General features: G+C 73.7%; 28 protein-coding genes. 18 read left to right on the forward strand and 10 right to left on the reverse strand.

Annotated features, from left to right (window positions below):
- Positions 1-102 precede the first annotated feature (102 nt).
- The 5 genes from ACIRD3_RS38860 to ACIRD3_RS38880 all read left to right on the forward strand — a co-directional run bounded on the left by ACIRD3_RS38860 (position 103) and on the right by ACIRD3_RS38880 (position 4,290).
- Positions 103-1,299, forward strand: coding sequence for an acetoin utilization protein AcuC (locus ACIRD3_RS38860; RefSeq protein ID WP_402226430.1), 1,197 nt, complete (start codon positions 103-105; stop codon positions 1,297-1,299).
- 226 nt (positions 1,300-1,525) lie between these two features.
- Complete coding sequence (locus ACIRD3_RS38865) at positions 1,526-1,735, forward strand: helix-turn-helix domain-containing protein (protein ID WP_045699258.1); 210 nt, start codon at positions 1,526-1,528, stop codon at positions 1,733-1,735.
- Positions 1,736-1,924: 189 nt separating this feature from the next.
- Positions 1,925-2,023: a 30S ribosomal protein bS22 gene (locus tag ACIRD3_RS38870; protein ID WP_003948845.1), complete on the forward strand. Its 99-nt coding sequence runs from the start codon at positions 1,925-1,927 to the stop codon at positions 2,021-2,023.
- Between the two features lie 148 nt (positions 2,024-2,171).
- The gene (locus ACIRD3_RS38875; protein ID WP_402226503.1) at positions 2,172-3,275 is read left to right on the forward strand and encodes an NAD-dependent epimerase/dehydratase family protein; all 1,104 of its coding nucleotides are present in this window, start codon (positions 2,172-2,174) and stop codon (positions 3,273-3,275) included.
- Positions 3,276-3,282: 7 nt separating this feature from the next.
- A complete protein-coding gene (locus tag ACIRD3_RS38880; RefSeq protein WP_402226435.1) occupies positions 3,283-4,290 on the forward strand; it encodes a lysophospholipid acyltransferase family protein in 1,008 nt (335 codons plus the stop codon).
- A gap of 100 nt (positions 4,291-4,390) precedes the next feature.
- Here ACIRD3_RS38880 and ACIRD3_RS38885 read toward each other — a convergent pair whose 3' ends face one another.
- The 3 genes from ACIRD3_RS38885 to ACIRD3_RS38895 all read right to left on the reverse strand — a co-directional run bounded on the left by ACIRD3_RS38885 (position 4,391) and on the right by ACIRD3_RS38895 (position 8,346).
- Complete coding sequence (locus tag ACIRD3_RS38885; protein ID WP_402226438.1) at positions 4,391-5,692, reverse strand: DUF5667 domain-containing protein; 1,302 nt, start codon at positions 5,690-5,692, stop codon at positions 4,391-4,393.
- Positions 5,693-5,962: 270 nt separating this feature from the next.
- Complete coding sequence (locus ACIRD3_RS38890; RefSeq protein ID WP_402226506.1) at positions 5,963-6,736, reverse strand: ECF subfamily RNA polymerase sigma factor, BldN family; 774 nt, start codon at positions 6,734-6,736, stop codon at positions 5,963-5,965.
- Positions 6,737-7,353: 617 nt separating this feature from the next.
- Positions 7,354-8,346 carry an HAD family hydrolase gene (locus ACIRD3_RS38895; RefSeq protein ID WP_402226440.1) on the reverse strand — a complete coding sequence of 331 codons (993 nt, stop codon included), beginning with the start codon at positions 8,344-8,346 and terminating at the stop codon, positions 7,354-7,356.
- Positions 8,347-8,485: 139 nt separating this feature from the next.
- Here ACIRD3_RS38895 and ACIRD3_RS38900 point away from each other — a divergent pair, with 139 nt between their 5' ends.
- From ACIRD3_RS38900 to hemB, 7 genes are all read left to right on the forward strand, one after another.
- Positions 8,486-8,770, forward strand: a complete 285-nt coding sequence (locus tag ACIRD3_RS38900; protein WP_402226443.1) for a glutaredoxin family protein — start codon at positions 8,486-8,488, stop codon at positions 8,768-8,770.
- Positions 8,771-8,959: 189 nt separating this feature from the next.
- Positions 8,960-9,706 carry an exonuclease domain-containing protein gene (locus tag ACIRD3_RS38905; RefSeq protein WP_402226445.1) on the forward strand — a complete coding sequence of 249 codons (747 nt, stop codon included), beginning with the start codon at positions 8,960-8,962 and terminating at the stop codon, positions 9,704-9,706.
- Between the two features lie 101 nt (positions 9,707-9,807).
- The gene (locus ACIRD3_RS38910; protein WP_402226448.1) at positions 9,808-10,710 is read left to right on the forward strand and encodes a redox-sensing transcriptional repressor Rex; all 903 of its coding nucleotides are present in this window, start codon (positions 9,808-9,810) and stop codon (positions 10,708-10,710) included.
- Between the two features lie 25 nt (positions 10,711-10,735).
- Positions 10,736-12,079: a glutamyl-tRNA reductase gene (locus ACIRD3_RS38915; RefSeq protein WP_402226450.1), complete on the forward strand. Its 1,344-nt coding sequence runs from the start codon at positions 10,736-10,738 to the stop codon at positions 12,077-12,079.
- Positions 12,080-12,120: 41 nt separating this feature from the next.
- Entirely contained in the window at positions 12,121-13,128 is a 1,008-nt protein-coding gene (gene hemC, locus ACIRD3_RS38920; RefSeq protein ID WP_402226452.1) for a hydroxymethylbilane synthase, read from the forward strand.
- Positions 13,125-14,774, forward strand: a complete 1,650-nt coding sequence (locus ACIRD3_RS38925; protein WP_402226455.1) for a uroporphyrinogen-III synthase — start codon at positions 13,125-13,127, stop codon at positions 14,772-14,774. Before hemC ends, ACIRD3_RS38925 begins: the two co-directional genes overlap by 4 nt.
- 68 nt (positions 14,775-14,842) lie before the next feature.
- Positions 14,843-15,823 carry a porphobilinogen synthase gene (gene hemB / locus ACIRD3_RS38930; protein WP_402226458.1) on the forward strand — a complete coding sequence of 327 codons (981 nt, stop codon included), beginning with the start codon at positions 14,843-14,845 and terminating at the stop codon, positions 15,821-15,823.
- Between the two features lie 78 nt (positions 15,824-15,901).
- On the opposite strand, the gene ACIRD3_RS38935 is transcribed toward hemB, so the two are convergent.
- The 3 genes from ACIRD3_RS38935 to ACIRD3_RS38945 form a co-directional block, all read right to left on the reverse strand.
- A complete protein-coding gene (locus ACIRD3_RS38935) occupies positions 15,902-16,168 on the reverse strand; it encodes a hypothetical protein (protein ID WP_402226460.1) in 267 nt (88 codons plus the stop codon).
- 214 nt (positions 16,169-16,382) lie between these two features.
- Positions 16,383-16,727 carry a rodlet layer protein gene (locus ACIRD3_RS38940; protein WP_121174808.1) on the reverse strand — a complete coding sequence of 115 codons (345 nt, stop codon included), beginning with the start codon at positions 16,725-16,727 and terminating at the stop codon, positions 16,383-16,385.
- A gap of 85 nt (positions 16,728-16,812) precedes the next feature.
- Complete coding sequence (locus ACIRD3_RS38945; protein WP_030232098.1) at positions 16,813-17,157, reverse strand: hypothetical protein; 345 nt, start codon at positions 17,155-17,157, stop codon at positions 16,813-16,815.
- Between the two features lie 301 nt (positions 17,158-17,458).
- Between ACIRD3_RS38945 and ACIRD3_RS38950 the strand changes: the two genes are divergently transcribed.
- Positions 17,459-18,178, forward strand: coding sequence for a hypothetical protein (locus ACIRD3_RS38950; protein WP_402226464.1), 720 nt, complete (start codon positions 17,459-17,461; stop codon positions 18,176-18,178).
- Between the two features lie 87 nt (positions 18,179-18,265).
- Here ACIRD3_RS38950 and ACIRD3_RS38955 read toward each other — a convergent pair whose 3' ends face one another.
- The 3 genes from ACIRD3_RS38955 to ACIRD3_RS38965 all read right to left on the reverse strand — a co-directional run bounded on the left by ACIRD3_RS38955 (position 18,266) and on the right by ACIRD3_RS38965 (position 19,380).
- Positions 18,266-18,646, reverse strand: coding sequence for a hypothetical protein (locus ACIRD3_RS38955; RefSeq protein WP_402226467.1), 381 nt, complete (start codon positions 18,644-18,646; stop codon positions 18,266-18,268).
- Between the two features lie 113 nt (positions 18,647-18,759).
- Positions 18,760-19,029, reverse strand: a complete 270-nt coding sequence (locus ACIRD3_RS38960; RefSeq protein ID WP_402226470.1) for a chaplin — start codon at positions 19,027-19,029, stop codon at positions 18,760-18,762.
- Positions 19,030-19,137: 108 nt separating this feature from the next.
- The gene (locus ACIRD3_RS38965) at positions 19,138-19,380 is read right to left on the reverse strand and encodes a chaplin (protein WP_402226473.1); all 243 of its coding nucleotides are present in this window, start codon (positions 19,378-19,380) and stop codon (positions 19,138-19,140) included.
- A gap of 573 nt (positions 19,381-19,953) precedes the next feature.
- Between ACIRD3_RS38965 and ACIRD3_RS38970 the strand changes: the two genes are divergently transcribed.
- Positions 19,954-20,193: a chaplin gene (locus ACIRD3_RS38970; protein ID WP_402226476.1), complete on the forward strand. Its 240-nt coding sequence runs from the start codon at positions 19,954-19,956 to the stop codon at positions 20,191-20,193.
- Between the two features lie 242 nt (positions 20,194-20,435).
- Positions 20,436-22,073, forward strand: a complete 1,638-nt coding sequence (locus ACIRD3_RS38975; protein WP_402226479.1) for an RICIN domain-containing protein — start codon at positions 20,436-20,438, stop codon at positions 22,071-22,073.
- Between the two features lie 56 nt (positions 22,074-22,129).
- On the opposite strand, the gene ACIRD3_RS38980 is transcribed toward ACIRD3_RS38975, so the two are convergent.
- Positions 22,130-22,717: a DUF4291 domain-containing protein gene (locus tag ACIRD3_RS38980; RefSeq protein ID WP_402226482.1), complete on the reverse strand. Its 588-nt coding sequence runs from the start codon at positions 22,715-22,717 to the stop codon at positions 22,130-22,132.
- Between the two features lie 157 nt (positions 22,718-22,874).
- On the opposite strand from ACIRD3_RS38980, the gene ACIRD3_RS38985 reads away from it, so the two are divergent.
- From ACIRD3_RS38985 to ACIRD3_RS38995, 3 genes are all read left to right on the forward strand, one after another.
- Entirely contained in the window at positions 22,875-24,161 is a 1,287-nt protein-coding gene (locus ACIRD3_RS38985; protein ID WP_402226485.1) for a hypothetical protein, read from the forward strand.
- Between the two features lie 63 nt (positions 24,162-24,224).
- Positions 24,225-24,713 carry a MarR family winged helix-turn-helix transcriptional regulator gene (locus ACIRD3_RS38990; protein WP_402226488.1) on the forward strand — a complete coding sequence of 163 codons (489 nt, stop codon included), beginning with the start codon at positions 24,225-24,227 and terminating at the stop codon, positions 24,711-24,713.
- A 92-nt stretch (positions 24,714-24,805) separates the two neighbouring features.
- Positions 24,806-26,248 carry an MFS transporter gene (locus ACIRD3_RS38995; RefSeq protein ID WP_402226491.1) on the forward strand — a complete coding sequence of 481 codons (1,443 nt, stop codon included), beginning with the start codon at positions 24,806-24,808 and terminating at the stop codon, positions 26,246-26,248.
- Positions 26,249-26,428: the final 180 nt, after the last annotated feature.

The following is a 26,428-nucleotide window of genomic DNA, read 5'->3' on the forward strand; positions in this document are numbered from 1 at the left end:
GTCGTGAAGATTTTGTCTGTACCGCCTCAACGAGCCTCGGGCGCCCTCCGCCCGCGCGCCCTGGCCACGGACCGTCCACCGCCACCCGCTACGGTGGAGGCCATGCCCGAAGCCGAGCGCGACACCCCCTGCGGCCTGCACCTCTTCTGGGACGAGGCGGTCACCGCCTACGACTTCGGCCCCGGCCACCCGATGGACCCGACCCGGCTGGCGCTCACCATGCGCCTGGTCGAGGCCCTCGGCCTGGACACCGGTCCCGGGGTGACCGTCCGGTCCGCGCCGGCCGCCGGCGACTCCACCCTCCGGCTGGTGCACACCCGGGAGTACGTCGAGGCGGTCAAGCACGCCGCCGCCCACCCCGAGCTGTCCGACCCCCGGCACGGCCTCGGCACCGACGACAACTGGTCCTTCCCCGCCGTCCATTCGGCCTCCGCGCTGATCGCCGGTCAGTCGGTGGCCGCCGCCGAGGCGGTCTGGCGCGGCGAGACCCCGCACGCCGTCAACTTCGCCGGCGGACTGCACCACGCGATGCCCGCCAAGGCCTCCGGCTTCTGCATCTACAACGACCCCGCGCTGGCCATCGCCCGGCTGCTGGAACTCGGCGCCGAGCGGGTCGCCTACGTCGACGTGGACGTCCACCACGGCGACGGCGTCCAGCAGGCCTTCTGGGACGACCCCCGGGTGCTCACCGTCTCGCTGCACGAGCACCCCGCCACGCTCTTCCCGCAGACCGGCTGGCCGATGGAGACCGGCGGCCCGGACGCCCCCGGCTCCGCCGCCAACCTGCCGCTGCCGGCCGGCACCGGCGACGCCGGCTGGCTGCGCGCCTTCCACGCCCTGGTGCCCGAACTGCTCGCCGCCTTCCGGCCACAGGTCCTGGTCACCCAGCACGGCGCGGACACCCACCTGGAGGACCCGCTCGCCCACCTCGCCGTCACCGTGGACGCCCAGCGGCTGATCGCCGAGGAGCTGCACGACCTCGCCCACCGGTACGCCGACGGCCGCTGGGTCGCCACCGGCGGGGGCGGCTACGCCGTGGTGGACGTCGTCCCGCGCAGCTGGACCCACCTGGTCGCCACCGCCGCCGGCCGGCCCGTCGACCCGGCCACCGAGACCCCCGAGTCCTGGCGCGCCGAGGTCTACCGCCGCACCCGCCGCCCGGCCCCGCTGCGGATGACCGACGGCGCCCGCCCCGCCTGGCGCGACTTCGACGCGGGTTACGATCCCGCCGACCGGCTCGATCAGGCCATCCTGGCCGGCCGCCGCGCGGTGTTCCCCCACCACGGCCTGCTGGCCTGAACCCGCCGCCCCGACGGAGGCGCCGGTCGGGCGGTGCGTACGCCGACCCGTGCGATCCGTCGAGCGGCTACGTACTGCAACGGTCCTATCTCTCACCGTACGAGGACTGCACTTCCCCTCTTCCCACTGGTACCACCCATAACTACTCTGGGGATACACGTGTGCCGGTGGAGTCACCGGAGGGGAAGCCGGTGCCTTGCACACGGGTAAGGGTCGGGTGATGGTCATGAGTTCCGTGGAGCGTCCCCTGCAGGAAGTCGTCTTCCTGACCGTGGCGGAGGTCGCTGCGGTCATGCGGGTGTCCAAGATGACGGTGTACCGACTGGTGCACAGCGGAGAACTGCCGGCCATCCGGGTCGGACGGTCCTTCCGGGTGCCCCAGCAGGCGGTGCACGAGTACCTCAAGGAGTCCTACGTGCGGCTCGAGAGCGCGTAGCACCGGGTCGGCCGGGGCGGGTCCGCAACCGCGGATCCGCCCCGGTTCGCCGGAGATTTCCCCCGAGTTTCCCGGTTACCGGGAGCGCGATTACGGCCTTCGCGTCGCGGACGGTAGGCTAGGCCCTCACGTCAGTCGTATGGACTCCGTCTCTCACGGGCGAGAGTCTCAGTGAGCGAGGGTTGTTCCGTGGGCTCTGTCATCAAGAAGCGTCGCAAGCGTATGGCCAAGAAGAAGCACCGCAAGCTTCTGAAGCGGACTCGCGTTCAGCGTCGCAACAAGAAGTAAGCGCCCCCGGCCGCGCCCAGCGCGCCCAGCGCTTCCACCGCCCGCCCGGCCCCTGAGGCCGGGCGGGCGGTGTCGTTTCACGGCCCGGCGGGGCGGCGCGGTACGGTGCACGCAGGCCGCTCGGGTCGAGGGAATGGGGTGCAGCACCGTGGGCGTGGTCGTGCTCGTCACCGGCGTGGCACGCCATCTCGGTGCCCGCTTCGCCGCCGAGGTCCGCCGCCGTCCGGGCGTGGACCTGGTCGTCGGCGTGGACGTGCAGCCGCCCCGGCTGCCCGTGGAGGAACCGGCCGGCCCGGCCGCCCCGTACCGCTTCCACCAGCTCGACCTGCGCCGCCCGGCGCTCTCCCGGGTGCTCGCCGAGCACCGGGTGGACACCGTGGTGCACCTCAGCGTCAGCGCCACCGGCCTGGGCTCCACCAACCGCTCGGCGGTGAAGGAGTCCAACGTCATCGGCACCATGCAGCTGCTCGGCGCCTGCCAGAAGGCGCCCGGGGTCCGCCGGCTGGTGGTGAAGTCCACCACCGGCGTGTACGGCTCCGCGCCCCGCGACCCGGCGGTGTTCAGCGAGCGGATCCAGCCGAAGGACCCGCCCGGCGGCGGCTTCGCCAAGGACGCGGCGGAGGTCGAGGGCTACGTCCGCGGCTTCGCCCGGCGCCGCCCGGACGTCGCGGTGACGGTGCTGCGCTTCGCCAACATCGTCGGCCCGGACGCGGACACCCCGCTCAGCGAGTACTTCGCGCTGCCGGTGCTGCCGACCGTCCTCGGCTACGACCCGCGGCTGCAGTTCGTCCACGAGGACGACGCCGTCGCCGTGCTCTGCCGGGCCTCCGACGAGCCCGAGCCGGGCACCGTCAACACCGGCACCTTCAACGTGGCGGGCGAGGGCGTCCTGCTGCTGTCCCAGTGCGCCCGCCGGCTCGGCCGGCCCACCCTGCCGCTGCTGCTGCCCGCGGTCAGCTGGATGGCCGTGCTGGCCCGGCAGACCCGGCTGGTCGACGTCTCGCCGGAGCAGCTGCGGCTGCTCACCCACGGCCGGGTGGTGGACACCGCGCGGCTGCGCGAGACCTTCGGCTACCGCCCGGCCTTCACCACCCCCGAGGCCTTCGCCGACTTCGCCGCCGCGCTCGGTCCCGGGCTGCTGCCGCCCGAGCGGCTGGCCGCCGTCGCCGACCGGCTGACCGCCCTGCTCGGCCCCGAAGGGTCCGCCGCCGGCCCCGCCGTACCGAACCGCCCCCGCCGACCGAGGAGCTGAACCCGCGATGAGTGCCGCAGCCGAGAACGCGCCGGGCGAGGCCAAGGTCATCCCGATCGAGTCCGCCCCCAGCTGGAGCTCGCCGGAGGGCCCCGGCCTGGCCGACCGGCTCGCCGGGGCCGTCGGCGGAGCGCTGTCCGGACCGCTCGGCCCGGCCGCCACCCGGCTGTTCGGCAAGGGCTGGGAGGGCCGCGCCGCCGAGGGCCTGGCCTTCCTGCGCCGCCGGGTCACCGGCGACTACGAGGTGGACGAGTTCGGCTTCGACCGGGAGCTCACCGAGGAGGTGCTGCTCTCGCTGCTGCGCCCGCTGGCCGAGAAGTACTTCCGGATCGACGTCCAGGGCGTGGAGAACATCCCGGCCGAGGGCGGCGTGCTGATCGTCGCCAACCACTCGGGGACGATCCCGCTGGACGCGCTGATGACCCAGGTGGTCATCCACGACCACCACCCGAACCGGCGGCACCTGCGGATGCTCGCCGCCGACCTGGTCTTCGTGCTCCCCGGGATCAACGAGCTGGCCCGCAAGGCCGGCCACACGCTGGCCTGCAACGAGGACGCCCAGGCGCTGCTGGAGCGCGGCGAGGTGGTCGGGGTCTGGCCGGAGGGCTTCAAGGGCATCGGCAAGCCCTTCTCCGAGCGCTACAAGCTCCAGCGCTTCGGCCGCGGCGGCTTCGTCGCCTCGGCGCTGCGGGCGCGGGTGCCGATCGTGCCGTGCTCGATCGTCGGGGCGGAGGAGACCTACCCGATGATCGGCAACGTGAAGACGCTGGCCCGGCTGCTGGGCCTGCCGTACGTCCCGATCACGCCGACCTTCCCCTGGCTCGGCCCGCTCGGGATGCTGCCGCTGCCGACCAAGTGGACGATCCGCTTCGGCGAGCCGATCGCCACCGACGGCTACCCGGCGGAGGCCGCGGAGGACCCGATGCTGGTCTTCGACCTGGCCGACGAGGTGCGCGAGACCATCCAGCACTCGCTGTACCAACTGCTGGTGCAGCGCCGCTCGGTGTTCTTCTGACCCCCGCGCGCTGCTGACCCCCCGCGCGCTTCCGGCCCCCCGTGCCCGTGGGAAGGGCCCGGCGGATATCGCACTCCGCCGGGCCCTGCGCACACCCCGGTCAGCCGCCGAGGATCCTCAGCCCGGGCAGCAGGCCCGGGACCAGCGGGGGCACCTCGACGCCCTGCTGACGGGCGCCGTCCGGGGCGTCGGGCGTGCCGGACGGCTGCGGCGCCTGCTGCGGGGGCGCGTCGGCGCTCGGCGAGGGCTTGGCGCCGGTGAGCCCGTTGGTGAGGTTGCCGACCAGGCCGTTGACGGCGTCCGGGGCACCGGTGGGCAGGGCGCCGGGCAGGCCGCCCTTGCCGCCGCTGCCGCCCGTCGCGCCCGCGCCGGGGTTGGCCGGGGCGTGGTCGGTGGCGCCGGGGCGGGTGCCGCCGGTGGAGCCGCCGCCGGGGGCCCGGTCGGTGCCCTGCGCGGATCCGGAGCCGTCGGCGGGGGAGCCGGCCGGTGCGCCGCCGGTCGATTGGGACGAGCCGCCGCTCGCTCCGGGGCCGGCGGTGCCACCGCTCTTGGCGGGGGGCTGGGCCAGCCGCAGGGGCGCGACGTCCTCGCTTATGTCGTCGAACAGGCGGTTCACCAGATCGGCCTGCTGGGTGAGCTGGACGGGCAGCTTGCCCTGCAGTTCGCTCCAGCTGCCGTCCTCGTCGTGGGCGAACCCGGCCAGGGCGCGCATCGGGTCGAGCGAGCCGTTGCTGCGGTAGACCGAGCGCAGCAGCTCGCGGCCCCTGAGCGCGTCCGCGTGCATGTCGTCGAGCGCGTGGCGGACCTGCTCGACGGTGGCCGGGCTGAGTCCGCCGCTCGGGCCGGTGCGGCCGACCAGGGCCTTGGCCTCGCCGAGCCGGGTGGCGGCGTTGTCCAGCAGCAGTTCGCCGCGCTCCGAGTCGGAGCCCGCGAAGTCGAGCCGCAGGCCTTCGAGGCCGCGCTTCAGCCCGTACAGCGTGTCCCCGGGGAGCGCTCCGGTGCTCGCGGCGGCCGCGCCGGCCAGGCTGCCCACGGCGAGCCCGGCGACCAGCCCGCCGATCGCGAACCGCCTGCTCCAACGGCCGCGCGGCGCCGTCCGGATCGCCCGGTGGCGACGCTGGCGGGGCACCGAAGCGCCCGGTCCGCCGGCGAAGGCCTGCTCGAACGCGGCCATCAGCTGGGCGCGTTGGACCGTTCGGACCTCTTGGTCCAGCACCGGTCCGGGTAGCCCTCCCAGCGCGTCGGTCAAGCCGACCAGTCCGGCCATCGCGGCCGAACCGGCGCCGGTGCCAGCGGTGTTGGCCGATTCCGCGTCGGCCGCAGCGCGTTGCTCCGTCCGGTGGGCCTCCAGCGCCTCGGCGAAGGCCTTCGCCCGCCGGTGCTCCAGCACGTTTGCCGTCACGGGCCACACCTCCCTTCGTCGTTGTCGACACCCCGGCCTGCCGGACGGTTGCCCCGGCGGGCCAAAGCCACTCCATCGGGTGACTGGTCGCAATTCGGCTTGACCGTACGCCTGGTGGAGGCTTGCACGCTGGCCAACGATCGGTGCGGGCGGTCGGTTACGCACGGCTGATCATCGGACCGACCGTTCACTCTGACGTGTCGGTCGGGCGCGGACGGTGACGGCCGGCCGGGCGACCCCCCGGCTATGCCCCCCTCGGTCACCCCCGGCTCACCGCGCGTCGGGCGGGAGCAGCCGGGCGAGGGTGCGTACGGCGCGGTACTGGAGGGTCTTGATGGCGCCCTCGTTCTTGCCCATGATCCGGGCCGTCTCGGCGACCGAAAGCCCTTGCAGGAAGCGCAGGGTGACGCACTCCTGCTGCTGCGGGTTGAGCCGGCGCACGGCGTCCAGCAGGGCGGCGTTGGAGAGCGACTCCAGCACCGACTCCTCGGGGCTGCGCTCGCACTCGTTGGAGTCGAGCATCTCGCCGGTGGTGACCTCCAGCCGGAACCGGCTGGACTTGAAGTGGTCGGCCACCAGGTTGCGGGCGATGGTCACCAGCCAGGCGCCGAAGTCCCGGCCCTGCCAGGTGAAGGTGCCGATCCGGCGCAGCGCGCGCAGGAACGTCTCGCTGGTGAGGTCCTCGGCCGTGGCGCGGCTGCCGACCCGGTAGTAGATGTACCGGTAGACGGTGTCCGCGTAGTGGTCGTAGAGCCGGCCGAAGGCGTCGCTCTCGCCGGCCTGGGCCCGCTCGACCAGCTCCATGATCGGGTTGTGCTCGGTCTCGTACCCGGTGCCGGCCGCCGTCCGGGTGCGGCCGCGCCCGGTGCCGGTGGTGCCGGTGCGGCCGCGCGAGCCGGTGCCGGTGGAGCCGGCGGCGGTGGTGCGCAGCGCCAGGCCGGGGCCGTGCGGGTGACCGAACGATCCGCCGGCGGGCACGAGTTGGGGCGAGGTGGCGAGCTGGCTGCGGAGCAGGCTGCGCAGCAGGTCCAGGCCGGTCGAGATCTGCCGCTCGGCGGTGGGGCGGCCGCGGTGGCCGGTGCGGGGGCGCAGGGGCGCGGACGACGGGCGGGAGGGTGCAGGCGCGTCGTTCCGGACGGGTGGGTACACGGGACTCCCAGAGGCAGAACTGTGGACGGATCACCTCCGCCTGCGCGGAGAGCACTCCCCGAAGCGTCCGTTCGAGCGGGACGCGTGGTGACGTGCATCCAGGAGAGAATAACGCTTTGTGCAATGACAGCTACACCGTGTGGTCGAAGTGGTCGTTTGGGATCCATTTGTTGCGCATATTCGGCTGACACTGACCGGAGCTGTCATCGTTCATCCGGCTCAACGTGATCGAACAGGCGCTCAGGGTGACCAATTCGGCGGCCTGGCGGGCGGTTTCCCTGCCTCGGGGCTCGGTAACCCCTGACTTTCCCGGCCTGGCGAACGATCAGAACCGGTCACGGGCTGTCGGGTTCGCACATCCGGTCCGGACTGCCCGGCGCTGCAAGGGAGTTCGCCCGTAAGAGCGGCCAGGTCAGGGCCCTGGTTGACGCCCGCTCACCCACACGGGCGAGGCTGCCGTACGGGCCCGCGCGAGCACCGGCGACGGCTCCGGAAGGCCGTCGGGCGGGGCGTCAGGCCCGGCGGCGACGGCGGTGCAGCGCCACCCCGGCCGCCGTCGCGCCGGCCAGCACGCCGACCGCGGCCGCCGCCGGCAGCCCCACCCGGGCCGCCTTCCGCCCGGTCCGGAAGTCCCGCACCCGCCACCCCTGGGCCCGGGCGTGGCGGCGCAGCGCGCCGTCCGGGTTCACCACGTACGGGTGGCCGACCAGCGAGAGCATCGGGATGTCGTTGGCCGAGTCGCTGTACGCGGCGCAGCGGTCGAGGTCCAGGCGCTCGCGGCGGGCCAGTGCGCCGACGGCGGCGGCTTTGGCCGGGCCGTGCAGCAGGTCGCCGACCAGCCGGCCGGTGTACTGGCCGTCCCGGGCCTCGGCGACGGTGCCGAGCGCGCCGGTCATGCCGAGCCGGCGGGCGATGATCCGGGCCACCTCCAGCGGGGCGGCGGTGACCAGCCAGACCCGCTGGCCGGCGTCCAGGTGCATCTGGACCAGGGCGCGGGTGCCGGGCCAGATCTTGTCGGCGACGACCTCCTCGAAGATCTCCTCGCAGATCTCCTCCAGGTCGGCGGTGCGCTTGCCGGCCACGATGCCGAGGGCGGTGTTCCGGGCGTCCGAGATGTGGTCCGGGTCCTCGGCGCCGTGCAGCCGGAACCAGGCCTGCTGCCAGGCGAAGCGGGCGATGTCGCGGCGGGTGAGGAAGCCGCGGCGGTAGAGGCCGACACCGAGGTAGAAGATCGCCGCGCCGCGCAGGATCGTGTTGTCGCAGTCGAAGAAGGCGGCGGCGCGGGGGTCGTCCGGTTCCGGGGTGTGGTTCTCGGCCGGGGCCTTGGGGGCCCGGCCCGGCTTGGCCGCGGCGGTCGCGTCCGCGGCCTGCGGCGCGGGGGCCGACGCGGGCTCGGGCTCGGCGCGCAGCGCGGCCTCGGCCGCCTCCGCCGCGGCCTCGCCCGCCAGGGCGCTCCGCTCGCCGGTGGAACGTCTTGCCTGGGTGAGCCTTCGGAGCACGGCCATGGCATCGAGCATAGCCAGCCGGGCGCGGAGCGGCCGTGACGGAGCCGTGCCCGTGAGGTGAACAGCCTCCCCGCGCGCGGGCGCGCGGGGGGCGCCCGCCCCGGGGCCCTTCGGACCGGCGGGCGGGCGAGTGGGCAGAATGGGCCGGGTGAGCCCACTGCTGCGACGCAAGAGCCCGAAGCCCGCGGACCGTACCGTGACCCTGGTCGGCAAGCCCGGCTGCCACCTGTGCGACGAGGCCCGTGAGGTGATCGTCCGGGTGGCGGGCGAGCTGGGGGCGTCCTTCGAGGAGAAGGACATCACCCAGGACGAGGAGCTGTACCGCCGGTACTGGGAGCAGATCCCGGTCACCCTGATCGACGGCCGTCAGCACGACTTCTGGCGGGTCGACGAGCGCCGGCTGCGCGCGGCCCTCGGGGGCTGATCCGCGCCTGATCCGCGGCTGATCCGCCGTCCGGACGGGCCCGGCCGTCCCCCCCGCCGATCGGCGGGGGCGGTTCGCCGAATCGTTGCCAAAAGCACTCCGTTTCGGCTTGGGGCGGGGCGGGTTGGTCGGCTTACGATCGAACGCGTTTGCGCCCGAGGGGGGCTGAGCACACGAGGAGTGCCGTCCATGCTTCCCGGCCCGACCCCTGCGACGCCCGAAGCCCCGTCCGGGGCCCGGGGCTTCGCCGTGGTGGACGTGGAGGCGACCGGCCGCAGTCCGTGGCGGCACCGGGTGGTCGAGGTCGCGGTGGTGCTGCTCGACGAGCGACTGTGTCCCGAGGATGAGTTCGCCACCCTGCTGGATCCGCTGGGCCCGGTCGGCCCGACCCATGTGCACCGGATACGCCAGTGCGACGTGGAGGGCGCGCCGCGCTTCCGCGAGATCGCCCCGCGGCTGCTGGAGCTGCTGGCGGGCCGGGTGCTGGTGGGCCACCACGTCAGCTGCGACCACGCCTTCCTGGACCGCGAGTTCGCCCGGATCGGGGTGCCGCTGCCGCCCGTCCCGCTGCTGTGCACGATGCACCTGGCCCGGGCCCACCTGCCGGAGGCCCGCAGCCACGGTCTGGCGGCCTGCGTGGAGGCGGCGGGGCTCGGCTGGTACCCGGCGCACACCGCGCTGGGCGACGCCCGGGTGACGGCGGACCTGCTGCGGCACTGCCTGGACGCCCCGTCCTGCCCGCCGGACGATTGGGCCGGCCCGCTGCGGGAAGCCGCCCGAGTGCCCTGGCCGCGGCTGGGCCGGGCCCGTTCCCGCCCGTCCGGCGGGCCGGTCCCGCTGCTGCGCCGGGAGGCGCCGTACGGCCCCTGGCTGCCCGGTTCCCAGGCCCCGGAGGTCGTGCTGACGCATGCCGGTGCTATGGGTTCCACGGCGTGATGCGCATCACTGTGCGGGGACAAATCGGACACCATCTTTGTGCACACGTTCACAAACGCATAGCCTGGCTGCCAAAGCCCAGCTTCACCCACAGGAGCACCGTGGCAATCGGCCGATCACCACAGAGCAGTTCGCAGACGCCCGACCAGGGCGCCGCGCGCCGACCCTCGCGTGCCCGGGGCATCCCGGAGGCGACCGTCGCCCGCCTCCCCCTCTACCTGCGGGCCCTCACCGCGCTCTCCGAGCGCTCGGTGCCGACGGTCTCCTCCGAGGAGCTGGCCGCCGCGGCCGGCGTGAACTCGGCCAAGCTCCGCAAGGACTTCTCCTACCTCGGTTCCTACGGCACCCGCGGCGTCGGCTACGACGTCGAGTACCTCGTCTACCAGATCTCCCGCGAGCTCGGACTGACCCAGGACTGGCCGGTCGTGATCGTCGGCATCGGGAACCTCGGCCACGCCCTCGCCAACTACGGCGGCTTCGCCTCCCGCGGCTTCCGGGTGGCCGCCCTGCTCGACGCCGACCCCAACGTGGTCGGCACCAGCGCGGCCGGCCTGCCGGTGCGCCACATGGACGAGCTGGAGTCGATCGTCGAGAGCCAGCACGTCTCGATCGGTGTGATCACCACCCCGCCCGGTGCGGCCCAGCAGGTCTGCGACCGGCTGGTCGAGGCCGGCGTCACCAGCATCCTGAACTTCGCCCCGACCGTGCTGACCGTCCCGGACGGCGTGGACGTGCGCAAGGTGGACCTCTCCATCGAGCTGCAGATCCTGGCCTTCCACGAGCAGCGCAAGGCCGGCGAGGAGCCCGACGACCGCGCCGAGTCGGTGCTGGACCGCGCCCCCGGTCCGGTCCGGGCGGCCGCGGCCAAGCTGCGCCGCGCGGCCGGCGGGAACGGCAAGGGCCGCGGCACCGCCGAGTCGGCGGTCAAGGACCCTGCCGAGCAGGCCAAGGGAAAGGCCGCCAAGGGCGGCGACGGGGATCTCTCCGCGGTGATGCCCGCATGAACACCGAGAGCTGTGGGGGGCGGGCATGAGCCTTCTCGTCGTAGGGCTGAGCCATCGCACGGCCCCGGTCGGGGTGCTGGAGCGCGCCGCGCTGACCGGTGAGGTGCCGACCCGGCTGCTGCACGACGCGGCCGCCACCGCGACCGTCGCCGAGGCGGCGCTGCTGAACACCTGCAACCGGATCGAGCTGTACGCGGACGTGGACAAGTTCCACGCCGGCGTCGCCGAGCTGTCGCTGCTGCTGGCCCACCACAGCGGGGTGGACCTGGAGGAGCTGACCTCCCACCTGTACGTCCACTACGAGGACCGCGCCGTCCACCACCTGTTCTCGGTGGCCTGCGGACTGGACTCGATGGTGGTCGGCGAGGGCCAGATCCTCGGCCAGCTGCGCGACGCCCTGGCCAAGGCCCAGGAGGAGCACACCGCCGGGCGCGGCCTGAACGAGCTGTTCCAGCAGGCGCTGCGGGTCGGCAAGCGGGCGCACAGCGAGACCGGCATCGACAAGGCCGGCCAGTCGCTGGTCACCTTCGGCCTGGAGCAGGTCGCGGCGGGCGCGGGCGAGATCGCCGGCAAGCGCGCGCTGGTGGTCGGCGCCGGCTCGATGAGCTCGCTGGCCGCCGCCACCCTGGTCCGCTCCGGCGTGACCGACCTGCTGATCGCCAACCGGACCGCGGCCCGCGCCGAGCGGCTGGTCGAGATCCTCGGCCCGGACGCGGCCCGCACCCTGGACCTCGCCAAGGTGCCGGAGGCGCTGGCCGACGTGGACCTGGTGATCTCCTGCACCGGCGCGGCCGGTGTGGTGATCAAGGCCGAGGACGTGGCGGCCGCGGTCGCCCTGCGCCCGGCCGACCGGGGCCCGCTCGCCCTGCTCGACCTGGCCATGCCGCGCGACGTCGACCACGCCGTGCACGAGCTGGACGGCGCCCTGCTGGTCGACCTGGAGAGCCTCTCCCACGCGCACGCCGCCACCCCCGGCGCCGGCGACGTCGACCAGGTCACCCGGATCGTCGCCGACGAGGTGACCGCCTTCGGCGCCGCCCAGCGGGCCGCCAGGATCGCGCCGACCGTGGTCGCGCTGCGCTCGATGGCCTCCGACGTCGTCGCCGCCGAGCTGGGCCGGCTGGAGGCCCGGCTGCCCGACCTGGACGAGCGCTCCCGCGCCGAGATCGGCCAGACCGTCCGCCGGGTCGTCGACAAGCTGCTGCACGCCCCGACCGTCCGGGTGAAGCAGCTGGCCGCCGAGCCCGGCGGTGCCTCCTACGCGGAGGCCCTGCGCGAGCTGTTCGACCTCGACCCGGCGGCCGTGCACGCCGTGTCCGGCACACCCGTCGGCGGCGCGCCCCAGCCCTCCGCCGGGGGCACCAGATGAACCGTCAGCCATCCCACGAGTACCACCGGGACGATCACCCCATGAATGGTCAACCGATCACGGAGCAGCCCTCGGCCACCGCGCCCCTGCGGCTCGGCACCCGGCGCAGCGCCCTCGCCATGGCCCAGTCGGGCATGGTGGCCCGCGAGGTGACGAGGGTCACCGGGCGCGCCGTCGAGCTGGTCGAGATCACCACCTACGGCGACACCTCCCGCGAGGCGCTGGCGCAGATCGGCGGCACCGGCGTGTTCGTCTCCGCGTTGCGGGACGCACTGCTGGAGGGCCGGATCGACTTCGCCGTGCACTCGCTCAAGGACCTGCCCACCGCCGCCCCCGCGGGCCTGGCGCTGGCCGCCGTCCCCGAGCGCGAGGACGTGCGGGACGCCCTGGTCGCGGCCGAGGGCCTGAACCTGGACGAGCTGGTGGAGAAGCTGGCCGGCGCCGGCCGCCCGGCCCGGATCGGCACCGGCTCGCCCCGCCGGATGGCCCAGCTGAACGCCTGGGCCACCGCCCGCGGCGCCCAGCTGGAGACCGTCGCGATCCGCGGCAACGTGGACACCCGGATCGGCTACGTGACCGGCGGCGAGCTGGACGCGGTGGTGCTGGCGACGGCCGGCCTGAACCGGCTCGGCCGCAGCGCCGAGATCTCCCAGCACCTCGACCCCGAGCTGATGATCCCGGCCCCCGGCCAGGGCGCGCTCGCGATCGAGTGCACCACCGCGAACAGCGAACTGACCGCGGCGCTCGCGGCCCTGGACCACGCCCCCACCCGGGTCGCCGTGGCCGCCGAGCGCGCCCTGCTGGCCACCCTGGAGGCCGGCTGCTCGGCCCCGGTGGCCGCCCTGGCCACCTGGGGCCGGGAGTACGAACTGCGGCTGGACGGCGTGGTCGGCGACCCCGACGGCTCCGCCCTGCTGAAGATGTCCGCCAACGGTCCGATCGTCCTCGACGAGACCGCCGAGCAGCAGGCGGTGGCCCTCGGCCGCGCGCTGGCTGACCGGCTGCTCGGCGCGGGCGCGGCCACCCTGATGGGGGAGCGAGCCCGATGAGCCCCACCGCCGCCACCGATGCCCTGTTCCCCGCCGGGCAGCCCGCCACCGGACGGTGCACCTTCCTGGGCGCGGGCCCCGGGGACCCGGGCCTGCTGACCCTGCGCGCGGTCGAGGTGCTGTCCACCGCCGACGTCCTGGTCGCCGACCCGCTGACCGCCGCCGCCGTGCGCAGCCACTGCCCGGCCGCCGTGCAGGTGCACACCCCGGCCGCCGAGGGCGCCGGGTTCGACCTGGCCAAGGTGGTCGCCGAGGCCGTCCGCGCGGGCAAGCACGTGGTCCGCACCGTCGACGGCGACCCGGGCCTGGACGGCTGCGCCGCCGAGGAGATGCTCAGCTGCGCGGGCGACGGGATCCCCTTCGAGGTGATCCCGGGCGTCGCCCAGTCGGTCGGCGTCCCGGCGTACGCGGGCGTCCCGCTGCGGGGCGGCGCCGGCACCGACGTGCGCTTCGTGGACGGTGCCCAGCTGCTCGCCGGCGGTCCGGTCGACCTGGGCGCGCCGGAGACCACCCTGGTGGTCCGCACCACCCTGGGCCAGCTGCCGGCCACCGCGGGCGCGCTGGTCTCCAACGGCCGCAAGCCGGACTCCGCGCTCAGCGCGACGCTCTCCGGCACCACCACCCGGCAGCGGACCTTCACCTCCACCCTGTCGGGCATCGCGGCCGACCTGAAGGCCGCCCGGGTGCTGCCCTCGCCGGTCTCCGCCCCGGTCGACCCGGCCACCTCGGTGATAGCCGTGGTGGGCGAGCAGGTCGCCCACCGGGCCTCGCACTCGTGGTTCGAGACCAAGCCGCTGTTCGGCTGGAACGTCCTCGTGCCGCGCACCAAGGAGCAGGCCACCGGCCTGTCCGAGCAGCTGCGCTCGTACGGCGCGGTGCCGCAGGAGGTGCCGACCATCGCGGTCGAGCCGCCGCGCACCCCGCAGCAGATGGAGCGGGCCATCAAGGGCCTGGTCACCGGCCGCTACGAGTGGATCGCCTTCACCTCGGTGAACGCGGTGCGCGCCGTCCGGGAGAAGTTCGAGGAGTACGGCCTGGACGCCCGGGCGTTCGCCGGGATCAAGGTCGCCGCGGTCGGCGAGACCACCGCGCAGGCCCTGGTGGACTTCGGCGTGAAGCCGGACCTGGTGCCCTCCGGGGAGCAGTCCGCCGCCGGTCTGCTGGAGGACTGGCCGCCGTACGACCCGGTCTTCGACCCGATCGACCGGGTGCTGCTGCCGCGCGCCGACATCGCCACCGAGACCCTGGTGGCCGGGCTGGTCGAGCTCGGCTGGGAGGTCGACGACGTGACGGCGTACCGGACGGTGCGCGCCTCGCCGCCGCCGGCCGAGACCCGCGAGGCGATCAAGGGCGGCGGCTTCGACGCGGTGCTGTTCACCTCGTCCTCGACCGTCCGGAACCTGGTCGGCATCGCGGGCAAGCCGCACAACGTCACGGTCATCGCCTGCATCGGCCCGGCCACCGCCAAGACCGCCGAGGAGCACGGCCTGCGGGTCGACGTGATGGCCCCGGCGCCGTCGGCGGCCGCGCTGGCCCAGGCGCTGGCAGACTTCGGGGCCAAGCGCCGCGACACCGCGACGGCCGCCGGTGAGCCGGTCTACCGGCCCAGCGAGCGTCGTCCGGGGTCGCGCCGCAAGGCCCGCTGACACCCCTCACGGCCGGGGGCGGCCGACCGTCGCCCCCGGTGCTGCACAACCGTTCGGAGAGAGAAGCCGTGTCCGCTGAATTCCCGTACGTACGCCCGCGCCGACTGCGGCAGAGCCCGGCGATGCGCCGCCTGGTGGCCGAGAACCGGCTGCACCCGGCGGAGCTGATCCTGCCGCTGTTCGTCCGCGAGGGCGTCAGCGCGCCCGTCCCGATCACGTCGATGCCGGGCGTGGTCCAGCACACCCGGGACACCCTGCGCAAGGCCGTGGTGGAGGCCGCCGAGGCGGGTCTGGGCGGCGTCATGCTGTTCGGCGTCCCCGAGGTGCAGGACGCGACCGGCAGCGAGGGCACCAACCCGGACGGCATCCTGCAGCAGGCGATCCGGGACGTGGTCTCCGAGGTCGGCGACTCGCTGGTGGTCATGTCGGACCTCTGCCTGGACGAGTACACCGACCACGGCCACTGCGGCGTGCTGGCCGCCGACGGCAGCGTGGACAACGACGCCACCCTGGAGCGCTACGCCGAGATGGCCCGGGTGCAGGCCGACGCCGGTGTCCACCTGGTCGGCCCCTCCGGCATGATGGACGGCCAGATCGGTGTCATCCGGCGGGCGCTGGACGAGGCCGGGCACCAGGACGTGGGCATCCTCGCCTACACCGCCAAGTACGCCTCGGCCTTCTTCGGCCCGTTCCGCGAGGCCGTCGGCTCCTCGCTCAAGGGCGACCGCAAGGCCTACCAGCAGGACCCGGCGAACGCCCGCGAGGCGCTGCGCGAGCTGGAGCAGGACCTCGCCGAGGGCGCCGACATGGTGATGGTCAAGCCGGCCATGGCCTACCTGGACATCGTGCGCCAGGTCGCCGACGCCTCCCCGGTGCCGGTCTCCGCGTACCAGGTGTCCGGCGAGTACGCGATGGTCGAGGCGGCCGCCGCGAACGGCTGGATCGACCGGGAGCGGATGATCATGGAGACGCTCACCTCGATCCGCCGGGCCGGCGCCGAGCAGATCCTCACCTACTGGGCGCTCGAAGCCGCCGGACTGCTGAAGTAGCGGACGCGGAGCCCCGGAACGCGCCACGCAGAAGGCCGGGCCGCTCCCCGTGGGGTGCGGCCCGGCCTTCCGTTTCCGCTAGTTCCAGCCCTTGATGTGGGCGAAGCCCCCGCCGCCGCCGACGATGTCGGTCGAGGTGGCGGCGACGGCGCCGAAGCCGCCCGCGGCGGTGTCGGTGGTGTGGGCGATGCCGAAGCCCTCGGCCGCCAGGAACGGGTCGTTCGCGGTGGCGACGAAATCGCCGCCGCCGACCAGGCCGACGTGGGCGAAGGCCGGGGTGGCGGCACCCGCGAGCGCCAGCGCGGCGGTGACGGTCAGCGCGGCCTTGGCCAGCGTGCTCTTCATGGATCTGCCCTCTCTCTGGGAGCGCCCCCGCGGGCGCTCTGACACGTGTTCACATCCGGTCGTCCGACCCGGCGCCCCACGCGCCGCGCCGGACGACCGGTCACCCGACCGGTCCCACCCGTGCGGGCGGTCGGCCGGACAGCTGGTCCGTCAAGCCCGGAGGGCCCGGGGAGACCTTCCTCCCCGGGCCCTCCGTCCGTGCCATGCCCCTTGATCAGCCGATCAGGTGCGAGACGCCCGCGTCGCCCGAGGACTGGGTGTTCTGGCCGACGTTGCAGATCTGCTTCGGGGTGCTGTTCAGGACCGGAACCTCGACCGGAACCGCGACACCGATGACGGCGACGGCGATGTTGTGGACCTCCGGCAGGCAGATGTTGGCGTTGTCCAGGGTGTGGAAGTTCGGGCTGCCGTTGCCGTGGGTGCCGGTCTGGTTGGTGCCGCCGTTGCCCTGGACGGAGGTGGCGGCGCCGTCCGAGTCGACGATGGCGGAGGCCGAGCCGGCGGACATCGCGATGGCGGCGGCGGCCAGGCCGGCGGCGGCGAGGGACTTCTTGATCATTTCCGGTATTCCTCTCGGGGGTGAATCGGGGAGCGATTCGAAGGTGGATCAGAGGGGGGTGGTGCAGGGGGAGCTGAACGGAACGTCAGCCGATCAGGTGGGACACGCCCGCGTCGCCGTGGCTCTGGGTGCCCTGGCCCTGGGTGCAGTACTGCTTGCCACCGCTGTTGGCGATCGGGACCTCGACCGGGACGGCCACGCCGAGCACGCCGACGGCGATGTTGTGGATCTCCGGGAGGCAGACGTTCGCGTTGTCCAGGAAGTGGAAGTTCGGGCTGTTGTTCCCGACCGTCCCGGTGAAGTTGGTGCCGCCGTTGCCCTCGATGGAGGCGGCGGCGCCGTCCGCGTCACCGATGGCCGAGGCGGGCGCGGCGGCGGCGGCCAGCGCGGCGACGGCCAGGCCGGCAGCGGCGAAGGACTTCTGGATCATGGGGAGATCCCTCTCTGAAAATGCTCTTGGATTCCTTGCGTGCAACGCGTAGAACGCTCAGACCCGGTCTGCAGTCACTGACGTCCAGATCAAAGAATGACGGCACGGAAGGTTACGGGGATTTTTGAAAAGAGTCCGGGAGGCGCGGCGAAGGATGGTTTCCGGTCGGATTATTAGGCCGAACCGGTTAACCGCCGCAATCCGTACTCCCGCTCACTCGTTGAGGCAGATTGCTTTCCGGCTGCGCCCGCGCAGCCCTTCCTCAGTGATCCCCAGTACGGACAGCAGAACGGTGAAAAGCATGAAGTTCTCCAAGCGGGCCGGCGCGATGCTGCTGGCGGTCGGTGCGGGCATGCTCGCCTCCCAGGGATCGGCCTCGGCCGCCCCGGTCGGCCCCGACCAGGTCGGAGCCCTGGAGGACGCGCTGGCCACCCAGCAGGTCCCGGCGGACATCCCGCTCACCCCGCTGGGCAGCCACCTCTCGGCCGGCATCCCGACCTCGCTGGTGATGCCGCCGCTGCCCGGCCGGACCACCAGCACCAGCACCGAACTGATCCCGGAGCGGATCGTCCCCCAGCTGAGCACCGGCAAGGTCGGCCCGAGCGCCAAGGCCGAGCTGCCGCTGCCGCTGGTCGACCAGGGCGCCGACCTCGGCCAGGTGCTGCTGGACGCCCCGGCCGCGCCGCTGCACGCCGACACCCCCGGCCTCACCCTCGGCAAGCCGCTCTCGCTCGCCAAGGACGGCGCCGGCCAGCTCGCCGACGGCCGGCTCAAGGTGGACGAGCTCGACCCGCGGCTGCTCACCGGCGCCGTGCAGGCCGTCCCCGGCGCCAATGCCAGCCTCGGCGGCGAGGACCACCGGCTCTCCGTCACCGACGAGGTGAACGACCTGACCACCACCACCGCGGCGACCGCCACCGAGGTGGTGGGCCAGACCGGTCTGGCCGACCCGGCGGCCACCACCGCCACCGCCACCGGCGTGGTCCGGCAGACCGGGCTGACCGACCTGACCCGGCTCTGACCCCGCTCCGACCCCGGCGTTCCGACGCGCCGGAGCCCGGCACCCCGCTCGCGCGAAGGGGTGCCGGGCTCCGGCGCGTGCGCGGGCTCAGCCCGGCAGGACGCCGGTCAGCCCGCCGACCAGCGGCAGGTCCTTGACGCCGCCGCCCGCGCTCAGCGGGCCGGTCAGCGTGTCGGTGCCGATCGGGGCCAGCCCCTGGTCCGGCTTCACGGTGGCGCCGTTGTTGAGCACGTCGGCGGAGGAGTTCGCCCACGGGTCCAGGCGCAGGCTCTTGATCGGCGCGACGCCGTAGCCGAGGCCGGAGGTCGTCCCGTTCAGGGCCTGGCCGACGTCGGTCTTCGCCAGCGTGGCCGGGCCCGCGGGCGGCTGGCCGGCCGGGGCGGTGGCGGCCTGCGCCGTACCGGCGCCGAGCAGCACCGCGGCGCCGACCGCGGCGGCCAGTCCGGCTCCGCTCTTCTTCGAAACCATGCGGATCACCCTTCGGTGGATCGGGGGTCCCGGACGGCCGTCCGGGGACGCCGAACTGCCCCCCGGCCGACTGGTCGGGGGGCAGGACGGCCGGAACACGTGCCGATCGGGGATCAGCAGTCGTCCGCGGGCTTCGGGTGCGCCTCTGCGTTGGCGCAGCTGTTGCCGAAGGCCGGGTTCAGCGCGCCGATCACGTCGACGGAGTTGCCGCACAGGTTGATCGGGATGTGGATCGGCACCTGGATCTGGTTGCCGGAGGCGACACCGGGGGAGCCGGCGGCGACGCCCTCGGCGCCCGAGCTGGCGGCGGCGGAGCCGGCCGCGCCGAGCACCAGGCCGGCGGCGGCGGCGGAGAGGACGGCGGCCTTCTTCACGTTCTGCATGGGGGTTGATCTCCTCGATCACACACGGGGGGAGCGTGCCGCGCCCCGTCGACTCGGGGCGCGGCAGGGCTCGGTGAACCAGCTGTCGTCACTGGGACGACCGCGGGTTCAGCCGATGTTGGCGCACTTGTTGCCGAACGCCGGGTTCAGGATGGTGACGAGGCCGATGCTGTTGCCGCAGACGTTCAGCGGGATGTGGATCGGCACCTGGATCTGGTTGCCGGAGAGCACGCCCGGGGAGCCGGCGGCGACGCCCTCGGCACCGGCGCTGGCGAACGCGCCGCCCGCGGCACCGAGCACCAGGCCGGTGGCGGCCAGCGACAGCGCGGCGGCCTTCTTGAAGTTACGCATGTCTTTCCTCCGAGTTTCTGCCCGACGGAAGGGAATGTCGGGTGTCCGGGCGAGCACGAATACTCACCCGATCGCTTCAGGGATTGCCGTGATTGTCACTCGGGCGGCGCACACCGGCGTGTTCCGCCCGTGGCTCGGGCGTGGACGCAGCCGCCGTTCTGCAGCGCCTCCGGAAACGATTCCCGCACGGCCGGGAAAGGCTTCGGACAAAGGCGCGACCAGGTGGAATTCCCGGTCAGGCGTTCCGGCGGGGGTTGCCGGACGCCGCGTTCGGGAGGCCCGCCACGTCGATCGAGCCGCCGGTGGCCGCGGTGCCGACGACGCCGTGGGCGAGCTTGCACATGGGCGGTACTCGATTCGTGTGTAGGGGCCGGTGGACCGGGTTCCGTGAGGGAGAACGAGGGATCGCGTGCGGGGAAACGGTCCGGCCGAAGCCGATCACCCGAATGCCGACCGGGGGCCCCGTTACTCCGGACGGGTGACACTGCGCGCACCGTCGCAACCGGTCCGGACGGGTCTCGTTCTTGATGTCGCACTCCCCGTGCATCTCTGTTGAACAGTCAGGAGGCTCGCATGAGCATCAAGAAGACCGCCGCCGTCGGCGCGGCCGTGGTGGGCATCGTGGCCGCCGGCGCCGGCACCGCGATGGCCAGCTCCGGCGCCGAGGGCGTCGCCGCCGGTTCCCCCGGTGTCATCTCGGGCAACCAGGTTCAGATCCCGGTGCACGTTCCGGTCAACCTGTGCGGCAACACCATCAACGTGATCGGTCTGCTGAACCCGGCGTTCGGCAACCACTGCGCCAACCTGGGCTGAGCCCGTACCCGGTTCGGCCGGTAGGAGCCGCCGCTCCGCGCTTCCCTCCTGGGGCGCGGGGCGGCGGCTCCTGTTTTCCGGGGAATCCTCCGGCCGCCGGTTCCGGCATTGTCACGAGTCTTGTTGTATTACTTGTCAGTACCTAGAATCCGAGTCCTGCTCACCTTTTCAGCTCCTCTCTCTTGCTCCGCGCCGCTCGGCGCCCCGCCCGGGCGGCCCCCCACCCCCGCAAGGAGTCGCGTGTGATCAGGTCCCGGTTGTCGGCGGCACTCGCCACCGGCGCCCTCGTCGCCACCCTCGGCCTGGCCGGCGCCCCCGCCGCCCTCGCCGACTCCGCCCCCGCCCCCGCGCCCGCCGCCGTCAAACCGGCCGCGATCGTCGCCCTCGGCGACAGCGCCATCTCCGGGGAGGGCGCCGGCACCGACACCAACGACGGCTACTTCCCCGAGACCGACAGCCCCACCAACTACTGCCACCGGCACCCCAAGTCGGAGATCTTCGTCACCGACATCCCCGGGGTGACCCCGATCGACCTCGCCTGTTCCGGCGCCCAGACCGGCGACCTGGTCAGCGACCCCGAGCTGGCGAAGATCACCGGCCCGGGCAGCGGCGACTTCGGCGAGCCCAAACAGGACGTCAAGCTCGCCGACGCGGCGTCCAAGTACGACGTGAAGCTGGTCGTGGTGACGATCGGCGCCAACGACGACTTCGACTTCAGCGGCGTCATGATGCACTGCCTCGCGCAGTACTTCCCGATCCCCAAGGACCAGGGCTGCCGCGACACCATCGGCAGCGACGAGATCCGCCGGCGCGCCCGGGGCGTCCAGCCGAAGGTGGTCGCGGCGCTCCAGAACATCCGGCAGACCATGCGCAAGGCGGGCTACGCCGACTCCGCCTACCAGCTGGTCTACCAGTCGTACTTCAACCCGATCACCCCGGACATCCGCCGCAACGACTACCTCGGCAAGATCGCCGACGGCTGCCCGGCCTTCCCCGAGGACCTCGCCTGGGGCCACAACTGGGTGGTCCCCACCTTCAGCGACGCGCTGCGCGGCGCGGCCGAGCAGGTGCCCGGCGTCCGCTACCTGGACCAGCGGCGGGTCGCCTTCGGGCACGAGGTCTGCGCGGAGTGGACCAGCTCCCCGTACGAGTACAGCAACGGGGACGTCATCAACCTCTCCGAGTGGGTGCGCAACGGCTGCGACTCGCAGATCGGCATCCCCGGGCTGTGCATGAACATGGTCCGCCAGTCGTACCACCTGCGGGTGGCCGGCTACCGCGGCGAGGGCGTCTGCCTCGGCCAGTTCTACTCCCGGCCCGAGCTGACCCAGGCCTTCTGCACGCTCAACCAGCAGAACACCACGTCGATCCAGCCGCTCACCCCCGGGAAGCCGTTCGGTGACGTCCCGGAGGACGGTGCCTGGTACCAGCTGACCAACGCGGGCACCGGCAACGTGCTCGACCTCACCGGCGGCGGCAGCTACGGCGACTCCACCAACGGCCGGGCCGCCATCAGCTACCCGGCCGGCGGCGGGCTCAACCAGTCCTTCGTGCTGGAGGCCAAGGCCGGCGGCGGCTTCGAGCTCGACTTCAGCGGCAACCGCGACATGTGCCTGGACGCCAACGCCGCCGCGACCGCCCCCGGCACCCGGATCCAGCAGTGGCGCTGCAACGGCGGCGGCAACCAGCACTGGGTGTTCAAGCCGGCCGGCGAGGGCCGCTACAAGATCGCCGACTCCCAGGACCAGAGCAGGGTCCTGGCCGCCGGCAGCACCCTCGACGCCAAGGGCAACCCGCTCGTCGAGCTCGCCGCCGACACCGGCGCCGCCAACCAGCTCTGGCAGCTGACCAAGCTCGGCATCGTCTACGTCCAGGGCTGATCCGGCCGCACCACCGGCCGCACTGCCCTCCGCACCAGAGCCGCACCACCAGCCGCTCAGTCCGTCGCCGCCCCCAACCGGGCGGCGACGGCCGCGTTCAGCGGGTACGCCGTCTCGACCGGCAGCAGCGCCGGATCCCGCTCCAGCCGCACCCGCCCGGCCAGCCCGGTGACGTCCCGGATCCGTAGGATCCACTCGTCCGCGTACCGCCGCACCGCCTCGCCGCGCAGCCCGACCTGGATCGCCCGGTGGTCCAGCGGCCGTAGGGCCAGGTCGCGCTCCGGGTCCCACTGGACCCGCACCGGGCTCTGACGCAGCTCCCGCTTCCACGCCGCCCGGGACTCGTGCACCCGGCCCGTGTAGGCGCTCAGCACGGCCCGTTCCAGCGCCCAGTCGAAGCCCTCCCGGCTGATCTCCAGCGCCAGCACCCGCTCCTGGCCCGGGCTGCGGCCCCAGTCGCTGCGGTGCATCGTCCAGAGGAACGACGGCTTGATCCAGGTCATCCGGTCGCGCTCGAACGCGTCCGGGAACCGCCCCTCGGCCGCCGCGGGCCCGGCGATCTCCGGCGGAAAGGCCTGGTACACGGTGACGGTGTCGGCGGTGTGGGCGGCCCGGATCCGGCGGGGCGAGGGGGTGTGCGGCATGCCGGGAATCCTCGTGGGCGGCGCGGCCCGGGCACCAGGGGTTTTCCCGGCGGGCGGGGGACGGCGGGTGCGGCGGGGAGCGTGCCGTAGGCTCACGGGAAAATCGTTGCGCCGGAGCCGCGCGGACCACGAGCGGGGCGGGGAGTACCCAGAGCAGATGAGCACGGCATCGAGCACCGAGTCGTCCAGCACCGAGCCCGGGGCGCCCACCGGGGCGACGGCCGCATCGGCACCGGCCGGGGAACGGACCGGCCGGGCACCCGGGCGGTTCGGCGCGCTGGTGGACCGCTTCGCCCCAGCGCTGGGCGCGTACGCGGTGGTCAAGGCCACCGGTCTGACCGTCTTCCTGCTGCTGCTGTCGCACACCGGCGACTACCTGAAGAAGCAGCCGGGCCGCGGCGGCGGCGCCAACCCCTGGGACGTGCTCGGCACCTGGGACGGCGTCTGGTACCAGCGGATCGCGGAGAACGGGTACAACCCGCAGCTGATCCCGCTGCACGGCTTCCCGCTGGCGACCTACTACGAGAACTCGGCGGCCTTCTTCCCGCTCTACCCCTGGCTGATGCGGCTGGTCGGCGCGGTCACCGGGCTCGGTCCGTACGGCTCCGGGATCGTCGTCTCGGTGCTCGCCTCGCTGTTCGCGGCGGCCGGGATCTTCGCGATCGCCGAGCGGCTCGGCGGCTTCCGGGCGGGTGTGACCGCCGCGGTGATCTGGGGCCTGTTCCCGGGCTCCGGGGTGGAGTGGGCGGTCTACTCGGACTCGCTGTTCGTCGCGCTGTCCGCCTGGGCCTGCTACTGCGTGATGACCCGCCGTTGGCTGACCGCCGGTCTGCTGGCGCTGGTGGCGGGCCTCAACCGGCCGACCGCCGCCGCGCTGATCGCCGCGGTGTCGATCGCCGCGCTGGTCGCGCTGGTCCGCCGCACCGACGGGGTGGCCCGCCCGCTGACCGCGATGCTGATCACCCCGTGGGGCCTGATCGGCTACGTCGCCTGGGTCGGCTGGAAGATGGGCGACTGGGGCGGCTACTTCAAGCTCCAGCGCGGCGCCTGGAACCGCTACTTCGACGGCGGCGCCTCCACGCTCCGCACGATCATGGACGTGATCACCGGCCACTGGGACTTCTGGCAGTCCAACCCCGTACCGGACCTGATCGCCATCGCCCTGCTGATCGCCCTGCCCGGCCTGCTGGTGCTGCTCTGGCGGGCCCGCCCGCCGCTGGTGCTGTGGGTCTACACCGCGCTCACCATCGCCACCGCGCTGAGCAGCAACCAGATCTTCGGCAACATCTCGCGCTACCTGCTGCCGGCCTTCCCGCTCTGCATCGGCCTGGCGTTCGCGCTGCGCCGGGTGCGGACCTCCTCGCTGGTCGGGATGTTCGCGATGCCCGCCGTCGCGGCGGGCTGGTACGCCGGCTATGCGCTGTTCGAGTTGGGCATCCCGTAGACCCGGTGTTGGTTGTCAACGGGATCATCCGGCAGCAGACGGGCCGTTGCTAACCTCGGACGTATGACGACGACCCCGCCCGTGCGCGAGATCCGCGACATCTCCGGCCTGCTGGACCACGCGAGCCACGTGCTGGCGACCCGGATGGCGGCCGCCTTCACCGAGCTCGGGATCACCCCCCGCGCGTACTGCGTGCTGTTCCACGCGCAGGAGGCCGAGCGCACCCAGATCCAGCTGGCCGAGCTGGCGGACCTGGACAAGACCACGATGGTGGTCACCGTCGACGAGCTGGAGAAGGCGGGCCTGGCCGAGCGCCGCCCGTCCGCGACCGACCGCCGGGCCCGGATCATCTCGGTCACCGAGGCGGGCGAGCGCGCCGTCGTGCAGGGCACCGCGATCGCCGACCGGGTGCACCGCGAGCTGCTGGAGTCCTTGCCGCAGCCCCAGCGCGAGGTGTTCGTCGAGGCCCTGACGCACCTCGTCGACGGCCACCTCGCGGAGCCGGTGGAGAGCGAACGCACCGTGCGCCGGGCCCGTCGGGCGCGCGGGTAGCCCGATCGCGGATCTGCTCCCGACATAGATAGTCCCGAACAAAACAATCTGATAGCGTCCTTCCCGGTACTCGACGAACCGGGAGAACCACCATGACCACGCACGCTCCGGCCGCGACCGACGCGCCCCCCGCGACCCCCGCCCGCTCCCGCGCGCTCGCCCTGGCGGTGCTCTGCGCGGGCATGCTGATGATCATCCTGGACGGCTCGATCGTCACCGTCGCCCTGCCGGCCATCCAGGAGGACCTCGGCTTCTCGCCGTCCGGCCTGACCTGGACCGTCAACGCCTACCTGATCGCCTTCGGCGGCCTGCTCCTCCTCGCCGGCCGGCTCGGCGACCTGATCGGCCGCAAGCGGGTGTTCGTCGCCGGGCTCGCGCTCTTCACCGCCGCCTCGCTGCTCTGCGCCCTCGCCACCAGCCCCGGACTGCTGATCGGCGCCCGCTTCCTGCAGGGCATCGGCGGCGCGCTCGCCTCCTCGGTCAGCCTCGGCATGATCGTCACGCTCTTCCCCGAGCCGGCCGAACGCGGCCGCGCGATCGGCGCGTTCAGCTTCGTCGGCGCGGCCGGCGCCTCGATCGGCCAGGTGCTCGGGGGAGTCCTCACCCAGGCCCTCGACTGGCACTGGATCTTCCTGATCAACCTGCCGCTCGGCCTCGCCGCCGCCCTGCTCGCCGTCCGGGTGCTGGAGTCCGAGCGCGGCCCCGGTCTGCGGGCCGGCGCCGACGTCCTCGGCGCCGTGCTGATCACCGCCGCGCTGATGCTCGGCGTCCACACCGTCGTCGGGACCGGCGAGCACGGCTGGGCCTCGGCCCGCACCCTCGGCCCGGGCACCCTCGCCGTCGCCCTGCTGGCCGCCTTCCTGTGGCACGAGGGCCGGGCTGCCCACCCGCTGCTGCCGCTGCGGATGTTCCGCTCCCGCGACGTCTCCGGCGCCAACCTCGTCCAGGTGCTGACCATCGCCGGGATGTTCGGCTTCCAGATCCTGGTCGCCCTCTACCTGCAGAACGTCCTCGGCTACGGGGCCGCCGCCACCGGCCTCGCGATGCTGCCGGCCGCCGTCGCCATCGGCGCGGTCTCCCTGCTGTTCTCCGCCCGGCTGAGCGCGCGCTTCGGCGAGCGCCGCGTCCTGCTCGCCGGCCTCGCCCTGCTGGTCGCCGCGCTCGGCCTGCTCGCCCGGCTGCCCGCCGACGCGCACTACGCCGTCCACCTGCTGCCGACCATGCTGCTCGCCGGCGGGGGCGGCCTGGTGCTCTCCACCCTCGCCGTCCTCGGCATGTCGGGCGCCGGTCCGGCGGACGCCGGCACCGCCTCCGGCCTCTTCAACACCACCCAGCAGATCGGCGGCGCGTTCGGGGTCGCCGTCCTCACCGCCCTCGCCGACGGCCGCACCGGGGCCCTCGCGGCCGCCGGCCACCCCGGCGCCGAGGCGCTCGCGGCCGGCTTCCGGCTCGCCTTCGCGGTGGCCGCGGGCCTGCTGGCGGCGGCCCTGGTGCTCGCGGCCACGGTCCTGCGGCCGACCGCGCGGCCGCACTGACGCCCGGCCGGCACGCGGCCCCGGTCGACGCTCCGCGGCCGGGCCCGCGGGTGCTGCGGCGGTCCCGGCGGTCGCGGGGGACCGGTCAGTGTGCGGCCTTGAGCGGGAGGACGGCGCGGATCCGGAAACCGCCGCCCGGGCGGGGGCCCACGTCCAGGCTGCCGCTGACCATGCCGACCC

Source organism: Kitasatospora sp. NPDC093550, assembly GCF_044764985.1.
In the GTDB taxonomy this organism is placed as follows: domain Bacteria; phylum Actinomycetota; class Actinomycetes; order Streptomycetales; family Streptomycetaceae; genus Kitasatospora.

Bases quoted from the DNA above. Each gene is read 5' to 3' on its own strand.
- ACIRD3_RS38970 (WP_402226476.1), top strand. From the start codon at position 19,954: ATGAGCATCAAGAAGACCGCCGCCGTCGGCGCGGCCGTGGTGGGCATC.
- ACIRD3_RS38950 (WP_402226464.1), top strand. From the start codon at position 17,459: ATGAAGTTCTCCAAGCGGGCCGGCGCGATGCTGCTGGCGGTCGGTGCG.
- ACIRD3_RS38980 (WP_402226482.1), bottom strand. From the start codon at position 22,717: ATGCCGCACACCCCCTCGCCCCGCCGGATCCGGGCCGCCCACACCGCC.
- ACIRD3_RS38965 (WP_402226473.1), bottom strand. From the start codon at position 19,380: ATGCGTAACTTCAAGAAGGCCGCCGCGCTGTCGCTGGCCGCCACCGGC.
- ACIRD3_RS38940 (WP_121174808.1), bottom strand. From the start codon at position 16,727: ATGATCAAGAAGTCCCTCGCCGCCGCCGGCCTGGCCGCCGCCGCCATC.
- ACIRD3_RS38900 (WP_402226443.1), top strand. From the start codon at position 8,486: ATGGGCCGGGTGAGCCCACTGCTGCGACGCAAGAGCCCGAAGCCCGCG.
- ACIRD3_RS38895 (WP_402226440.1), bottom strand. From the start codon at position 8,346: ATGGCCGTGCTCCGAAGGCTCACCCAGGCAAGACGTTCCACCGGCGAG.
- hemC (WP_402226452.1), top strand. From the start codon at position 12,121: ATGAATGGTCAACCGATCACGGAGCAGCCCTCGGCCACCGCGCCCCTG.
- ACIRD3_RS38985 (WP_402226485.1), top strand. From the start codon at position 22,875: ATGAGCACGGCATCGAGCACCGAGTCGTCCAGCACCGAGCCCGGGGCG.
- ACIRD3_RS38990 (WP_402226488.1), top strand. From the start codon at position 24,225: ATGACGACGACCCCGCCCGTGCGCGAGATCCGCGACATCTCCGGCCTG.
- ACIRD3_RS38860 (WP_402226430.1), top strand. From the start codon at position 103: ATGCCCGAAGCCGAGCGCGACACCCCCTGCGGCCTGCACCTCTTCTGG.
- ACIRD3_RS38955 (WP_402226467.1), bottom strand. From the start codon at position 18,646: ATGGTTTCGAAGAAGAGCGGAGCCGGACTGGCCGCCGCGGTCGGCGCC.
- ACIRD3_RS38905 (WP_402226445.1), top strand. From the start codon at position 8,960: ATGCTTCCCGGCCCGACCCCTGCGACGCCCGAAGCCCCGTCCGGGGCC.
- ACIRD3_RS38880 (WP_402226435.1), top strand. From the start codon at position 3,283: ATGAGTGCCGCAGCCGAGAACGCGCCGGGCGAGGCCAAGGTCATCCCG.
- ACIRD3_RS38925 (WP_402226455.1), top strand. From the start codon at position 13,125: ATGAGCCCCACCGCCGCCACCGATGCCCTGTTCCCCGCCGGGCAGCCC.
- ACIRD3_RS38995 (WP_402226491.1), top strand. From the start codon at position 24,806: ATGACCACGCACGCTCCGGCCGCGACCGACGCGCCCCCCGCGACCCCC.
- ACIRD3_RS38960 (WP_402226470.1), bottom strand. From the start codon at position 19,029: ATGCAGAACGTGAAGAAGGCCGCCGTCCTCTCCGCCGCCGCCGCCGGC.
- ACIRD3_RS38945 (WP_030232098.1), bottom strand. From the start codon at position 17,157: ATGATCCAGAAGTCCTTCGCCGCTGCCGGCCTGGCCGTCGCCGCGCTG.
- ACIRD3_RS38865 (WP_045699258.1), top strand. From the start codon at position 1,526: ATGAGTTCCGTGGAGCGTCCCCTGCAGGAAGTCGTCTTCCTGACCGTG.
- ACIRD3_RS38915 (WP_402226450.1), top strand. From the start codon at position 10,736: ATGAGCCTTCTCGTCGTAGGGCTGAGCCATCGCACGGCCCCGGTCGGG.
- ACIRD3_RS38935 (WP_402226460.1), bottom strand. From the start codon at position 16,168: ATGAAGAGCACGCTGGCCAAGGCCGCGCTGACCGTCACCGCCGCGCTG.